The organism is Noviherbaspirillum sp. ST9, from assembly GCF_048799745.1.
GTDB lineage: Bacteria > Pseudomonadota > Gammaproteobacteria > Burkholderiales > Burkholderiaceae_D > Noviherbaspirillum.
The window spans coordinates 232,987-248,193 of the sequence record NZ_JBLWFR010000008.1 but is presented as its reverse complement, the minus strand read 5'-3'; the positions used below and the strand labels follow the sequence as shown (position 1 = coordinate 248,193).

Below are 15,207 nucleotides of genomic sequence, written 5' to 3'. Positions count from 1 at the left end.
ATAAACGATAAAGCATCCCGCCTCTTGGTGTCGCTCTTGATAGACACCGTCCCGGCGCAAAGCTTTGTGCCGAAATTTCTCAGAAAAATTCTCAGTTGTTTCGTTGGTTGGCGTTGCCTTTTCAATACGTCCGCGCACGCGTCATGAGCGTGGTCGCGGCGTTGTAATTCAAGAAAGAAACACAATGACATTTGAAACACTCGGCCTGCACTCGTCCATCGTCAAGGCATTGACGGAAGCCGGTTACACCAAACCGACCCCCGTCCAAGAGCAGGCAGTTCCCGCGGCATTGCAAGGCCGTGACCTGATGGTTTCCTCGCAGACCGGTTCCGGCAAGACCGCGGCATTCATGCTGCCGGCGCTGAACAAGTTTGCCCTCGCAGAACAAGCATTCCAGCCCGGCCTGAAGACGCCGAACCAGGAGCGCCAGTCCGCACGTTCCCGCGGCGAGCGTCCGCGCTTCCAGCCTGCCCAGCCGAAGATGCTGGTCCTGACCCCGACGCGCGAACTGGCACTGCAGGTCACGACCGCGACCACCAAGTACGGCACCTACCTGCGCCGCGTGCGCACGGTGTCCATCCTCGGCGGCATGCCTTATCCGAAGCAGATGCAACTGCTGGCCAAGAATCCGGAAATCCTGGTGGCCACGCCTGGCCGCCTGATCGACCACATGGAATCGGGCAAGATCGATTTCTCGCAACTGGAGATCCTCGTGCTGGACGAAGCCGACCGCATGCTGGACATGGGCTTCATCGAAGACATCGAGAAGATTGTTGCCGCGACGCCGGAATCCCGCCAGACGATGCTGTTCTCCGCGACGCTGGACGGCGTGGTTGGCAGCATGGCCAAGCGCATCACCCGCGACCCGCTGGTCATCCAAATTGCCAGCGCGGCGAGCCGCCACGAGAACATCCAGCAGCGCGTGCACTTCGTCGACGACCTGTCGCACAAGAACCGCCTGCTCGACCACCTGCTGCGCGATACTTCCCTCGACCAGGCTGTCGTCTTCACCGCAACCAAGCGTGATGCCGATACCATCGCCGATCGCCTCAACATTGCCGGCTTCGCCGCCGCGGCATTGCACGGTGACATGCACCAGGGCGCGCGCAACCGCACCCTCGACGCACTGCGCCGCGGCCACGTGCGCGTGCTGGTGGCGACCGACGTTGCCGCCCGCGGCATTGACGTCCCGGGCATCACCCACGTCGTGAACTACGATCTGCCGAAGTTCCCGGAAGATTACGTGCACCGTATTGGCCGCACCGGCCGCGCCGGCCGCAACGGCCTGGCGATCTCGCTGGTGAACCACTCGGAAAACATCAACATCAAGCGCATCGAACGCTTCACCAAGCAGCTGATCCCTGTCGACGTGATCGAGGGCTACGAGCCGAAGAAGACGGCATCCGCGCCGCGCAGCCCGCGTAAGCCGGGCGGCTGGAAGCCGGGCGACAACCGCGGCGGCAAGCCGGGCCAGCGCAGCTTCAGCAAGCCGGGCGCCCCCCGCAAGGATGGCTACAACAAGGGTTCTCACTTCGGTGACAATGGCGGCGGACGCCGTTCCTACGGCGATCGCTGATCCGCATCCGCTTCGTGAAAACGGCCACTTCGGTGGCCGTTTTTTCGTTTACAGCGCGCAGGTCCGGAAGCCGATGAACATGTCGTCCCGCTCGGGCAGGCAGAAGTGACGGAACTTGGCGGAACGCAAGCGCAGGCGCGTGGCAAACGATGCGCCGCGCACTGCTTGATGCGTCAAGAATGCCGGCGCCGAATAGTCGCGATAGGCATCCGGCGCAAAGCCCGGATAAGGCTCAAACGGCGTACAGGTCCACTCCCACAGATCTCCCCAGCGCAATGCGGCGTGTCCCGAGAGCGCCGCGTATTCCCACTCCGCCTCGGTTGGCAGCCGCCGGCCCGCCCACATGCAATACGCTTGCGCCTCGTACAGGCTAAGGTGTCGCGCAGGCTCATCAGGCGCCAGAGTCATCTGCCCGCCGAAACGCATGCAGCGCCAGCGCCGGCTGTCGCGAATCCAGTCGCGCGGGGCGGACCTGTCTCCGGCCATCAGCCATGCACGCCCCGCGTTGCTCCAGAACTGCGGCTTCTGGTAGCCGCCGTCATCGACGAACTCCCCATATTGCGCATTGCTGACGAGTGTGGAATCCATTTCGAACGCCGGAACGTGACAGGAGTGTGCCCACTTCTCGTTGTCAAATACAAAGCCGGTGTCCTGCTTGCTTCCGAGCTCGATTGTGCCGCCGGGAAAGCGAATCTCGCCTTGTGCCCAAGCTGGGAGGTTGCGCTGCCCCAGTTGCTGCGGCGCGGGAATGCTGAACGTCTGCAATCCTTGCGCAAGCGCTTCACCGCGCATGTCCTCATAGGCGAGCGCGAGCCGGTAAGGATAGAGGGCTTCCGGTTCGTTCCTTGTCCTGCCGAGCTTGTCCAGCACACGGTCCATCACTTCATGGCAATAGGTCTTCAGCGCCCCCGTGCTCGGCAATTCCAAGGACCAGCGCGAGGCGTGCGGCACTCTCCCCTGATCGAACCAATCGTCGCCCCTGGTCAGCAGCGAACCACGTTTTACCGAGGACGGATCGCTGGAGGACGCTTCGCGCAAGACGTACCATTCGGCGAACCACGCGATATGTCCGAGTTCCCACAATGGCGGGTTGATGAAGGGCAGGATGGGCACGTTGCCCGCAACGTCCAACCCTTCCGCCGCATAGCATTCGAACAGATCCAGCGTGACTTCGCGCGCATCCTGCAACGCGCCGGCGATTTCGTTTGATGTGGCCGTGCGAAAGGAAAAATTCATTGCTGTCTTGATGGCATCCCGGTTCCCGCTTTTCATTATCGATGCCATCAATGCAAATGCCAATGACGACGCAAATCGCCCTCGGCGCATTTGTGATAATTTTGAACGCTGCCACCACCGCCACAGCAAAGGATCAACATGAGCATCACCGTCAGGCAAGCCGGATTGTCGGATGCCGACATCATTGCCCCGCTGTTTGACCAGTACCGCCAGTTTTACCGCCAGTCATCACATCCGGAACTGGCCCGCGCATTCATCGCGGAGCGCCTCGCCAGGCATGAGTCTGTCATTTTTCTTGCGCAAAATGCCGCAGCAGAGGCGGTCGGTTTCACCCAGCTGTTCCCTTCATTCACATCGGTCGGCGCCAGGCGCATCTGGGTGCTCAACGACTTGTACGTCACGCCCTCCTCGCGAGGAAACGGCGTTGGAAGCATCTTGCTGGAGGCCGCGCGTGCCCATGCCGCCGCGACGGGCAGCAAGCGCATCGAACTGTCCACGGCACACGATAATCCCGCTCGGAAATTGTATGAATCGCACGGTTACATGAAGGATGATGAATTCATCCACTACAGCCTGCCGCTCGACTGATCGCTGTGTTAGCGCGAGTCTGCAAGGCGGATGGCGGAAAACTGCCAGCGCGCCGACGACGGGAAGAAGTTGCGGTAGGTAATGCGCGCATGGCCGGCCGAGGTGGCGCAGGAAGATCCGCGCAGCACGTACTGGTTTGACATGAACTTGCCGTTGTATTCGCCGATGGCGCCGTTCGCGGCACGATAGCCGGGATAGGGGGCATAGCTGCTCAGTGTCCACTGCCACCCGGCACCGAAAAGTTCGCACAACCCGTTCGCCTGTTCCAGGGACGATGACATGGGATGCAATCCGCCCGTGCCAAAAGACGAGGCGGCCTGCGCCGCATGTTCCCATTCCGTTTCCGTAGGCAATCGTGCGCCGCGCCATCGTGCGAACGCATCGGCCTCGAAGAACGACACATGGGTGACAGGCCGGTTCGGATCGAGCGGCTGCAAACCGTGCAGCGTAAATTCCTTCCATTCGTCCGTATCGCGGCGCCAGTACAGCGGATGTTCCAGGCGGTTCGCCTGCACCCAGTCCCAGCCTTCCGACAGCCACAGCGATGGCGTGCGGTAGCCGCCGTCTTCCACGAATGCAAGGTATTCGGCGTTATTGACCAGGCGCGACGCAATGGCATAACGCTCGACAAAGGCGCGATGGCGCGGTGTTTCGTTATCGAAGCAGAAGCTGTTGCCTGCATGCCCGATCCCGGCCAGTGCCGCCTCATGCGCCACCCACGCCAGTGGCGCTGCCGGTGCCGCCGGCTTGAACGGCGCGGAGGAATACGCCGGGAAAAGCGGATTCATCGACAGCATGTGCTTGACGTCGGTCAGCATGAGTTCCTGGTGCTGCTGCTCGTGCTGCATGCCGGTTTCGACGAGTGCCAGCAATTCGGCTGTCAGCGTCTGTTCCGCGAGCAGCGCAGACATGCGCTCGTCCACGTTATGACGGTACGCTTCAATTTCACGCAGCGAGGGGCGCGTCAGCATGCCGCGCTGCGGGCGTGGGTGCTTGTCGCCGACACCGTTGTAATACGAATTGAAGAGGACGCGGAAAGCCGGATGAAAGGATTGGAACCGCGGTTCATGCCGCTCCAGGATGAAGGTCTCGAAGAACCAGGTGGTGTGCGCCATATGCCACTTGATAGGACTTGCGTCCGGCATCGACTGTACGCAGCAATCCTCTTCCGACAGCGGCTCGGCCAGCGCCATGGTGTGCTTGCGGACTTCCAGGAAGCGCGCGGCAATCGTATCGACGTTCATCGTCGCTCTCCGTCACAATGCGCGTGCATGGCAGACCATAAACCATTCGCGCGCGTCGGTCCACGCACGTACGGTGCCGAAACCGGCACGCTCCAGCAGTTGCAGGAAGTCGTGGCGCGTGTACTTGTAGCTGTTCTCGGTATGGATGCGCTCGCCTTGGTGAAAATGGCGCATCCCGTCTCGCCAGCGGACAGTCACGCTTCGCCGCGCCTCGAGGTGCATTTCTACGCGTCCCATGGCTTCATTGAAAAAGCCGCGGTGCTTCCAGTCGGCCACATCGAAATCGGCATCGATGAGCCCATTGAGGTGACGCAGCATGTTGAGGTTGAACGCGGCGGTCACGCCGATGGCATCATCGTAGGCGGCGTCGAGCACCGCTTTATCCTTCAGCAAGTCGACGCCGATCAGCAGGCCGCCATCCGCGCCGCACGCGTCGCGTACTTGTCCAAGCAGTCCCGCGGCTTCCTCCGGCGAGAAATTGCCGATGGATGAGCCCGGATAAAAAAACAGGCGCTTTTCGCGCCGTACGCTCTGCGGCAATTCGAGCGAGTGCGAGAAATCCATGCCGATCCCCATCATGCGGATCATGGGGTAACGGTAGCGAAGCCGCTCCACGGCATCGCGCAGGAAATCCACGGAAATGTCGATCGGCACGTACTGGGTGGGTTGCAGCGCATGGAACAGGCTTTCGGCCTTGGCGCAATTGCCTGCACCGAGATCGATGAAGGTCGCGCCCCGCCCGGTCGAACGGGCAATATCGGAAAGGTGCGTGCTGAAAATGCTGCCCTCGGTGCGCGTCGGGTAATACTCCGGCAGCTCGCAGATCGCTTCGAACAGCTTCGATCCCAATGCGTCGTACAGATACTTGGCCGCAATCGTCGCCACCGGCGCGCGAAGCCCCCTGTCCAACTCCGACCGGGTCGCCTTCGGGTCCATGCGATACAACTGCAGAAAGTGCGGCTGGTCGGAATGGGGACTGGGTACCATGGATTCGCTCAAGCAAGCTTGCTTAAATGCCAGATTAGGCGGTGTGCAATGAAGGGCAAGGTTTTTCGTTATCATATTTGGCGTGCTCCCCTCGGCCTTGAGGCGACACAAGCATGGTTTCGTATTTGCTTATGTCGAAACCGCATGATCTTCCTTACATCAATCCGCTCGTTGCTCGTGGAGTAACAATTCCTCTCACCCGCCACCCATAGACCAGAATGCTCATCCTGCGGGACATCAAGAAATCGTATGCAAGTGGAAGGCAAGTGCTCGCGGGACTCGATTACACGCTGGAAGCAGGCGAATACGTGGCAATCATGGGCGAATCCGGCGTTGGCAAGTCAACCCTGCTGAACCTGATCGCCGGCCTGGACGTACCGGATTCCGGCGAAATCCTGATCGACGACGTCGCCATGACTGCGCTGGATGACGATGCGGCGACGCAGTTGCGGCGCGAAAAGTTCGGCTTCGTTTTCCAGGCGTTCCACGTACTGCCGCATCTGACGGTCATGCAGAACGTCGCCCTGCCCTTGATGCTGAACAGGTCAGGCCTTGACCGCGCGGCGGAGATGCTGGACGCCGTCGGCCTGCGCTCTCGCGGCCACGACTATCCGCGGCAACTCTCGGGCGGAGAAATGCAGCGGGTCGCAATTGCGCGGGCACTCGTGCACCGGCCGAAACTGCTGCTGGCCGACGAACCGACCGGAAACCTTGACCCCGACACGGCGCACGAGGTATTGCTGCTGCTGCGTAAGGAGATCAAGGACAACGGCGCATCCGGCATCATCGTCACCCATTCCCATGCCGCTGCCGCCACGGCCGACCGGGTCCTGGTGCTGACCCGTGACGGGTTGCAGCCCGCATGAACGCGGGCTCGACCGCCGTGCTGCGGCGCTGGCTGACGTTCGGCGAATGGCGGGCCCATCCGGTTCGCGCCCTCGTCGCGGCTGCCGCCATTGCACTTGGCGTGGCCCTCGGTTTTGCGATTCACCTGATCAATGCCGCGGCCTACAACGAATTTTCCGCCGCGGTGAAAAGCCTGTCCGGAGAGGCTGACCTGCAGTTGCGCGGCGTGCAGCCGACCTTTGATGAGGCGCTCTATGAACTGCTTGCGCAGCGCAAGGAAATCGCTGCCGCCAGTCCTGTTCTCGAAGTCGAGGCTGCGGTCCCCGGACGGCAAGGCTCCTTGAAGGTGCTGGGCATCGATGTGTTTCAGGCGGGTCTCATCGCCCCGGATCTCATTGGCATGCCGGCGGAGGACCGCGCCTTCGACACGCTCGCCGATGATGCCATCTTCCTTTCACCCGCCGCGATGGAGTGGCTGCAGGTCAAACAAGGCGATACCGTGCATTTGCAGGCCGGAACCAAGGCCGTGCGCCTGCGCGTTGCCGGCGGGCTCATTCGCGCCCGCGCGGGACAGCGGCTCGCTGTCATGGACATCGGCGCGGCGCAATGGCGCTTCAACCGGCTTGGCCGCCTGTCGCACATCGAATTGAAACTGGAATCGGGCATCAGCCGCAGCGCGTTCAAGTCCGTGCTTGCGAAGGACCTCCCGGCGGGCCTGATCGTCACCGAGACGGAAGATCAGGAAGCGCGCACGGCGAACATGTCGCGCGCCTACCGGGTCAACCTCAACATGCTGGCGCTGGTGGCACTGTTCACCGGCGCATTCCTCGTGTTTTCGACACAGGCGTTGTCCGTGTTGCGACGCCGCAGCCAGCTCGCCCTGCTCCGCGTCGCCGGCATGACGCGCCGGGAGGTGCTGGTGCACATCCTTGCCGAGGGGGCGGTGCTGGGCGTGGCCGGCTCGCTCGCTGGCCTTGCCGGTGGCTACGCGATTGCCGGTACCGCCCTGCGCTTGTTCGGCGGCGACCTGGGTGGCGGATACTTTCCCGGCGTGCAGCCGACCGTCCAATTTTCGCTGCCCGCAGCCGTCGCGTTTTTTCTGCTTGGCACTGCGGCAGGCCTGCTCGGTTGTGCCAGTCCGGCATGGGAAGCAGCACGGGCACGGCCCGCCCATGCGCTCAAATCCGGAAGCGAAGACGTTGCATTGTCACGACTTGCCACGCCCTGGCCTGCGCTCGTATGCCTTGCGGCCGGCAGTGCGATGTCGCAGTTGCCGCCGGTGTTCGAGTTGCCGGTGTTCGGGTACCTCTCGATCGCGCTCCTGCTGATCGGCGGGATCGGCCTGATGCCGAGAGTGGCGGCGTGGGTGTTCTCCCTGCTGTCACGCTTGCTCATCCGGCCCGGTTCGAGCGCGGTGGCGGCGCTTGCCCTCGGGCGCCTTGCCAACGCGCCCAACCAGGCATCGATCGCGCTTGGCGGTGTGCTGTCGAGTTTCAGCCTCATGGTGGCGATGGCGATCATGGTGGCAAGCTTCCGCGTGTCCGTGGACGACTGGCTCTCGCAGGTGCTGTCAGCGGACTTGTACGTGCGTTCGTCCACTGGCGGCAATACCGGCGCGTTTTCCGCTGCCGAGCAGGAGGCCATCGCGAAGGCGCCCGGCATTGCCCGCGCCGACTTCCTGCGTGTGACGCAACTGGTGCTCGACCCGGCGCGGCCTTCCGTCGCCTTGCTTGCCCGGCCGATCGATGCCGCCGATCCTGCGCGCACCTTGCCGCTGATCGGGGATTCGGTACCCGCGGCGCAGATTCCTTCGGGCGCCGTGCCGGTCTGGGTATCCGAGGCGATGATCGATCTCTACGGGTTACAACCCGGCAAACGCCAGCGTCTTCCGGTGGCAGGCCAACAGCACGAAGTGTATGTCGCCGGCATCTGGCGCGACTATGCCCGGCAGTCGGGTGCCATCCAGATGCGCCTGTCCGACTACCGGCAGCTGACGGGCGACAGAGAGGTGAACGACGCGGCGCTGTGGCTGCGCGACGGCGCAAGCAGCGCACAGGTCATCGAGGGTCTTCGGCGGCTGCCGTTCGGCGGCGCGCTGGAGTTTTCCGAACCGGCCGAGATCCGGGCCATCAGCCTGCGCATCTTCGACCGCAGCTTTGCCGTCACCTACCTGCTGGAGGCCGTCGCCATTGTCATCGGCCTGTTCGGCGTGGCCGCGACATTTTCCGCACAGACGCTGGCACGGGCGAAAGAATTCGGCATGCTGCGGCACATCGGCCTCATGCGCCGCCAGATCCTGGCGATGCTCGCGGCAGAGGGCAGCCTGCTCACCGTGCTCGGTATCGCCGTCGGATTCCTGCTTGGCAGCGCAGTCAGTCTTATCCTCGTCTTCGTCGTCAATCCGCAGTCCTTCCACTGGACCATGCAGTTGCACATGCCATGGCGCATGTTGCTGTCGGTGGCCGCACTGCTGCTGGTTTCCGCGGCGTTGACCGCACTTGCCTCGGGCCGATACGCCGTTTCCGGCGATGCGGTCCGCGCCGTCAGGGAGGACTGGTAATGATCTCGCGCATCGCCTGCATCCTGCTCTCGTTCGCCCTTGCACTGCCGGCTCTTGCCGCGCCGCCGCAGCTTTCCGCCGTCACGCCCGGAAGAACGGTGACGCTGCCCCAGGACTTCGGTGCACATCCCGATTACCGCACCGAATGGTGGTACGTGACCGGGTGGCTCGAGACGGCGGACGGCCGTGCGCTGGGATTCCAGATCACCTTCTTCCGCTCGGCCACGGATCACGACGCGGGCAATCCCAGCCGCTTCGCGCCAAAGCAACTGATCATTGCTCACGCTGCCGTATCCGATCCCGGCGTCGGGAAACTGCTGCATGAACAGAAAAGCGCGCGCGAAGGATTCGGTCGCGCGTTTGCGCGGACCGGCAACACCGACGTCAAGCTCGATGCTTGGCGCTTCGTGCGAGAGGCCGACGGACGTTATCGCGCCACCCTTCCCGCCCGCGATTTCACGCTCGACCTTGTGCTGACACCGACGCAGCCGCCGATGCTGCAAGGCGAGAACGGCTTTTCCCGCAAGGGGCCGAAGGCGGCGCAGGCCAGCTACTACTACAGCGAACCGCAACTGAAGGTGGAAGGTGCGGTGACACGATCGGGCGGCACGGCGCAGGTTACCGGCACGGCTTGGCTGGATCACGAATGGTCGACGACAGTGCTTGATCCGGAAGCGGCAGGATGGGACTGGATCGGCGCCAACATGGACGACGGCGCAGCCTTGATGGTCTTCCGCATCCGCCGGAAAAACGGCGGCGTCCTCTGGTCCCACGCCGCACTGCGGGACAAGTCGGGCCGGATATCGCATTTCGATCCGGGCCAGGTCGAGTTCACCCCCACGCGCACCTGGCGCTCACCGCGCACCGGCGCGAGTTATCCGGTTGCCGTCAAGGTGCGTGCCGGCACAACGACCTGGGAGCTGGAACCGCTGCAGGACGACCAGGAGCTTGATTCGCGGCAGTCCACAGGTTCGGTATATTGGGAGGGGGCCGTGACCCTCCGGCGCAACGGACAGCGCGTCGGGCGCGGCTACCTCGAACTGACCGGGTACGTGAAACCCCTGAAACTATGAGTGCACCACGAGAACAAAAAGGCAGCATCGCGACGCTCAAGGGGCTCCTGCCCTTCCTGTCGCCATACCGGAAGCAGTTCATGCTGGCCGGCGTGGCGCTGCTCATTGCCGCCGGTGCCACGCTCGCGATCCCCTATGCCTTTGGCCGCATGATCGATGCCGGCTTCGGCGGCGAAGGGATACAGGACAGCGCCCATATCGACGTCTATTTCCTTGCGCTCTTCGGCGTCGCGTCGATACTCGCCCTGGCGACGGCGGCGCGCTTCTACATGGTGTCCTGGCTCGGCGAGCGCGTCACCGCCGATTTGCGCAGCGCGGTGTACGGGCACGTGGTCCTGCAGAGCCCGCAATTCTTCGAGACCACGCAGACCGGCGAAGTGCTGTCGCGCCTCACGACCGACACCACGCTGATACAAACCCTGGTTGGCACGAGCATCTCGCTCGCCCTGCGCAATAGCCTGCTCTTCGCAGGCGGATTGGTGATGCTGTTCGTCACCAGCGTCAAGCTGTCCTCGATCATCCTCGTGCTGCTGACGGCGGTCGTCGTACCGATCATCCTGTTTGGCCGCCGCGTCAGGAGGCTGTCGCGGGACTCGCAGGATCGCGTGGCGGATGCGTCGGCGCTTGCTGGCGAGATCCTCAACGCCATGCCGACGGTCCAGGCTTTCACGCAGGAGAAAAACGAGTCGCGGCGCTTCGGCGAGTCGGTCGAACGCGCCTTCCATACCGCCATGCAGCGCATCCGCGCCCGCTCGATGCTGACCGCGCTGGCGATCCTGCTCGTGTTCGGCGCCATCGTGTTCGTGCTATGGCTGGGGGCGCATGCCGTCATACAGGGCACGATGACGCGTGGAGAACTCGGCCAGTTCATCCTGTACGCCTCGATCGTCGCCGGTGCAACCGGCGCGCTGTCGGAAGTGATGGGCGAGGCGCAACGCGCGGCCGGCGCGGCGGAACGATTGCTCGAACTGCTCGTCGTGCGTTCACCGATACAACCGCCTCCGTCGCCGGTTTCCTTGCCGGCACGCACTGCGAATGGTGCATCGCTTGCCCTGCGGGATGTCGTTTTCCACTATCCCTCGCGTCCGCAGAACGCCTCGCTGTCCGATGTATCGATCGATATTCGACCCGGTGAAACCGTGGCCGTGGTCGGCCCGTCGGGCGCAGGCAAGACGACACTGTTCCAGCTCCTGCTCCGCTTCTACGATCCGCAGCAGGGGCAGATCCTGCTTGACGGCATGGACATCCGTCGCCTCGACCTGCACGCCTTGCGCGGCGCAATCGGCATCGTCCCGCAGGACACCGTCATCTTTTCGGCCGACGCGATGGAGAACATCCGTTACGGTCGTACCGATGCCAGCGACGAGGAAGTGGTTCAGGCCGCGCGCCTGGCAGCAGCACACGAATTCATCGAGCGCCTGCCCGATGGCTACCGCTCGTTCCTGGGCGAACGCGGCGTCCGCCTGTCGGGCGGACAGCGGCAGCGCATTGCGATCGCCCGTGCGCTCCTGAAAAATCCGCCCCTGCTGCTGCTTGACGAAGCGACAAGCGCACTCGACGCGGAATCGGAACGCCTCGTGCAGGCGGCGTTGGAGGCCGCCATGGTCGGACGGACAACGCTGGTCATCGCCCACCGCCTGGCCACGGTGCAGCGCGCGGACAGGATCATCGTGCTGGAACACGGCCGCATCGTCGAGACCGGCACGCACGCGTCGCTCGTCGCGCAGGGCGGACTGTACGCGAGCCTCGCCGCATTGCAATTCGGGCAAGAGTAGAACTGTGTAACAAGCCGCAGGATTGCCCCACGATCCTTTAAAATAGCGCCACCTTACAAAAAGCAAATCCATGCGCCAATACCTCGAATTCATGCGCCATGTCCATGAACATGGCACCGAAAAAACCGACCGCACGGGCACGGGCACGCGCTCTGTGTTCGGCTACCAGATGCGTTTCAACCTGCAGGAAGGATTTCCGCTGCTGACCACCAAGAAGGTCCATGTGAAATCCATCATCCACGAACTGATCTGGTTCCTGGCCGGTTCGACCAACATCAAGTTCCTGAAAGACAATGGCGTCTCGATCTGGGACGAATGGGCCGACCCGGAAGGCAATCTGGGCCCCATCTATGGCTATCAGTGGCGCTCCTGGCCGACGCCGGACGGCAAGCACATCGATCAGATTGCGCAGGTCCTGGACCAGATCCGCAACAATCCGGATTCGCGCCGCATGATCGTCTCCGCCTGGAACGTGGCCGACATTCCGCAGATGAAGCTGCCGCCCTGCCATGCCTTCTTCCAGTTCTATGTGGCCGACGGCAAGCTCTCGTGCCAGTTGTACCAGCGCAGCGCAGACATCTTCCTCGGCGTGCCGTTCAATATCGCGTCCTACGCGCTGCTCACGCACATGATGGCCGAGCAGGCCGGACTCGACGTCGGCGACTTCATTTGGACCGGCGGCGACTGCCACCTGTATTCCAACCACATGGAACAGGTGAAGGAACAGCTTTCGCGCAACACCTTCCCGTTGCCCAAACTGGTTATCAAGCGCAAGCCGGATTCCATCTTCGACTACAAGTACGAGGACTTCGAGATCGAGGGCTATCAGAGCCATCCGGCCATCAAGGCACCGGTGGCGGTCTGATGGCGGACCTCACCATCGTCGTCGCCCTCGACGAAAAAAGCGGCATCGGTATCGACAACAAGCTGCCCTGGCATCTGCCGGAGGACCTCGCGCATTTCAAGCGCACGACGACCGGCAAGCCCATCATCATGGGACGCAAGACCTTCGATTCCATCGGACGCCCGTTGCCCAACCGCCGCAATGTCGTCATCACGCGCAATCCCGAGTGGAAGCGCGACGGCGTCGACACGGTGCATTCGCTCGAAGCGGCGCTTGCGCTGGTCGGCGAAACACCGTCCTGCGTCATCGGCGGCGGCCAGATTTTCGCCGAGGCGCTCCCCATCACGAACCGCATGGTCGTGACCGAAATCGGCAAGACCTTCGAGTGCGACGCCTTCTTTCCTGCAATCGATCCAAAGCAATGGAAAGAAGTCGCGCGCGAATCCCACCATTCCGAATCCAACGGATTCAACTACGCCTACGTCACTTACGTACGAACAGGAGAATAAATGTCAGGACACGGTTTTCATGTTCATGGCCCGCACGACCATGAAGTGGAACACGCTGCCCACGGCAGCGACGGTTTTTCCAACAAGATTGCGGTGACGACGGCGATCCTCGCCACGGTCGGCGCGATCTTCGGCTACCAGGCTGGCGCCACGCAGAACAACGCCGCGCTGTACAAGAACAATGCCGCGATCAAGAAGACCGAGGCATCCAACCAGTGGAACTACTACCAGGCCAAGTCCAACAAGCAGAACCTCGCCGAGCTGGCCCTGACTTTGCCGGGCACCGACACCGAGAAATACAAGGCCGAGGTCGAACGTTACAAGTCGGAAAAGGCTGACATCAAGGGCAAGGCTGAAGAACTGGAAGTCTCGGCCGTGAACTGGGACAAGCAGTCCGATGAGCAGATGCACCAGCACCACCGCTGGGCGCAGGCCATGACCGCCGAGCAAATCGCGATCTCGCTGGCGGCCATTACCCTGCTCACACGCAAGAAGTGGCTTGAATACGCCTCCTACGGCGTCGCCGCTGCAGGCCTCGGCCTTGGCGTGCTTGCCTGGCTGCATTTGTAATTCCTCCTTTGCCCGGCATTCGCCGGGCAACTCCTCCCCTCCTCGCCTGTCTCATTTATCCGCCTGTGGCCGGTTACCGGCATTGACCGGCTGCACGTTTCCGTCAACGTACAAAAGGAGATCGTCATGGACCAGGAGTCGGCAACATCGCAAGCGTGGGGAAAATGGCTGGCTGGCGCCGCAATTGGTGCGGCGGCCATGTATCTGTCCGACCCCGACCGAGGCAGGCGCCGCCGCGCCCTCATCCGCGACAAGATGGTGAGTACCGCGCACCGCTCGCAAGGCGCGCTTGGCACCGCATCGCGCGACCTTGCCAACCGCATGCAAGGCGTGCGCGCGAAGACCGGACGCCTGTTCTCGCGTCGTCCCAAAGGTGCCGGCGACCAGCTATTGGTCGAACGTGTGCGCTCCATGGTCGGCCGCGCCGTATCCCATCCCCACGCCATCAAGGTGCATGCGCAGGACGGCAGCGTCATTCTGAGCGGCCCTGTGCTCACGCATGAGAAAGCACAGCTGCTGGAAGCAGTACGCACAGTGTCCGGTGTGAAGAGCATTGATGATGCACTCCAGGTGCACGAGCGCGCGGAAGGGGTGCCGTCGCTGCAAGGCGAAGGGCGCCCGCGCCAGCTCCATACCCCCATCCTCCAGGCGAACTGGCCGCCTGCTTGGCGCGCCATAGCAACCGTCGGGGGCGGCGCACTTGGCGCCTATGGCATGCGGCAGCGATCCGCGTTGGGTCTCGCTGCAGCGGCGCTCGGAATCGGCCTGTTCGCACGCGGCATGGTGAAGGGACGGCAGGTATCGAATCGCCAAGGCGCGCAGACCGTCGAACTCCACAAGTCGATTTACATCGATGCGTCCCCCGAAGCCGTTTTCGACGCCTGGTCGGACTATGAAAACTTCCCGCAGTTCATGTCCAACGTGCGTGAAGTGCGTGACATCGGCGAAGGCCGCACGCATTGGAAGGTCAGCGGACCGGCGGGGGTGCAGATCGAATGGGATGCGATGGTAACGGAGAGCGACCGACCGCGCACGCTCGCCTGGCGCACCACCCAGGACGCAGAGGTCGGGCATACGGGACGGGTGCGTTTCGAACCGGCGGGCGACGGCACCCGCGTCTCCGTGCACATGACTTACAGGCCGCCAGCCGGAATGGTGGGCGATGCAGTCGCCACACTGTTTAACGGCAATCCGAAGCACCAGCTGGAAGAAGACCTGCTGCGCATGAAAACGCATATCGAAGGCAACGCGCCACCAAGAGGCGTGGATATCGCCGCAGAACAGGCGATCTACCCGAGCTGACCGCATATCGCGCCGTGGCGGGGAGCACGGCGCGAGTATCAAAACAACAACTTTTTATTATCTTCGCAAAATCGCGGCCATTTTGCGCACACCCCCG

At 62.8% G+C, this 15,207-nt stretch carries 13 protein-coding genes; 10 read left to right on the top strand and 3 right to left on the bottom strand.

All coding sequences use genetic code 11. The features are described from left to right. Positions 1 to 184 precede the first annotated feature (184 nt). Complete coding sequence (locus tag ACNOHI_RS19740) at positions 185 to 1,576, top strand: DEAD/DEAH box helicase (RefSeq protein WP_420476407.1); 1,392 nt, start codon at positions 185 to 187, stop codon at positions 1,574 to 1,576. A gap of 48 nt (positions 1,577 to 1,624) precedes the next feature. On the opposite strand, the gene senA is transcribed toward ACNOHI_RS19740, so the two are convergent. Next, entirely contained in the window at positions 1,625 to 2,812 is a 1,188-nt protein-coding gene (gene senA, locus ACNOHI_RS19735) for a selenoneine synthase SenA (protein ID WP_420476406.1), read from the bottom strand. Between the two features lie 138 nt (positions 2,813 to 2,950). Between senA and ACNOHI_RS19730 the strand changes: the two genes are divergently transcribed. Further along, entirely contained in the window at positions 2,951 to 3,400 is a 450-nt protein-coding gene (locus ACNOHI_RS19730; protein ID WP_420476404.1) for a GNAT family N-acetyltransferase, read from the top strand. 8 nt (positions 3,401 to 3,408) lie between these two features. On the opposite strand, the gene egtB is transcribed toward ACNOHI_RS19730, so the two are convergent. Together egtB and egtD are read right to left on the bottom strand one after the other, a co-directional pair. Further along, positions 3,409 to 4,644 carry an ergothioneine biosynthesis protein EgtB gene (gene egtB / locus ACNOHI_RS19725; protein WP_420476403.1) on the bottom strand — a complete coding sequence of 412 codons (1,236 nt, stop codon included), beginning with the start codon at positions 4,642 to 4,644 and terminating at the stop codon, positions 3,409 to 3,411. Positions 4,645 to 4,656: 12 nt separating this feature from the next. Then, entirely contained in the window at positions 4,657 to 5,580 is a 924-nt protein-coding gene (egtD, locus tag ACNOHI_RS19720) for an L-histidine N(alpha)-methyltransferase (protein ID WP_420476475.1), read from the bottom strand. A gap of 269 nt (positions 5,581 to 5,849) precedes the next feature. Between egtD and ACNOHI_RS19715 the strand changes: the two genes are divergently transcribed. The 8 genes from ACNOHI_RS19715 to ACNOHI_RS19680 all read left to right on the top strand — a co-directional run bounded on the left by ACNOHI_RS19715 (position 5,850) and on the right by ACNOHI_RS19680 (position 15,110). Next, positions 5,850 to 6,497, top strand: coding sequence for an ABC transporter ATP-binding protein (locus ACNOHI_RS19715; protein WP_420476402.1), 648 nt, complete (start codon positions 5,850 to 5,852; stop codon positions 6,495 to 6,497). Next, a complete protein-coding gene (locus tag ACNOHI_RS19710; RefSeq protein ID WP_420476401.1) occupies positions 6,494 to 9,037 on the top strand; it encodes an FtsX-like permease family protein in 2,544 nt (847 codons plus the stop codon). Before ACNOHI_RS19715 ends, ACNOHI_RS19710 begins: the two co-directional genes overlap by 4 nt. Continuing rightward, positions 9,037 to 10,110, top strand: coding sequence for a lipocalin-like domain-containing protein (locus tag ACNOHI_RS19705; RefSeq protein WP_420476400.1), 1,074 nt, complete (start codon positions 9,037 to 9,039; stop codon positions 10,108 to 10,110). Before ACNOHI_RS19710 ends, ACNOHI_RS19705 begins: the two co-directional genes overlap by 1 nt. Further along, positions 10,107 to 11,885 carry an ABC transporter transmembrane domain-containing protein gene (locus ACNOHI_RS19700; RefSeq protein WP_420476399.1) on the top strand — a complete coding sequence of 593 codons (1,779 nt, stop codon included), beginning with the start codon at positions 10,107 to 10,109 and terminating at the stop codon, positions 11,883 to 11,885. Before ACNOHI_RS19705 ends, ACNOHI_RS19700 begins: the two co-directional genes overlap by 4 nt. 70 nt (positions 11,886 to 11,955) lie before the next feature. Beyond that, positions 11,956 to 12,750: a thymidylate synthase gene (locus ACNOHI_RS19695; RefSeq protein ID WP_420476398.1), complete on the top strand. Its 795-nt coding sequence runs from the start codon at positions 11,956 to 11,958 to the stop codon at positions 12,748 to 12,750. Next, on the top strand, positions 12,750 to 13,238 hold the full coding sequence (locus ACNOHI_RS19690) for a dihydrofolate reductase (protein ID WP_420476397.1): 489 nt from the start codon (positions 12,750 to 12,752) through the stop codon (positions 13,236 to 13,238). Before ACNOHI_RS19695 ends, ACNOHI_RS19690 begins: the two co-directional genes overlap by 1 nt. Further along, entirely contained in the window at positions 13,239 to 13,808 is a 570-nt protein-coding gene (locus tag ACNOHI_RS19685; protein WP_420476396.1) for a DUF4337 domain-containing protein, read from the top strand. A 126-nt stretch (positions 13,809 to 13,934) separates the two neighbouring features. Next, positions 13,935 to 15,110 (top strand): SRPBCC family protein, encoded by a 1,176-nt coding sequence (locus ACNOHI_RS19680; protein WP_420476395.1) that lies wholly within the window; start codon positions 13,935 to 13,937, stop codon positions 15,108 to 15,110. Positions 15,111 to 15,207 lie beyond the last annotated feature (97 nt).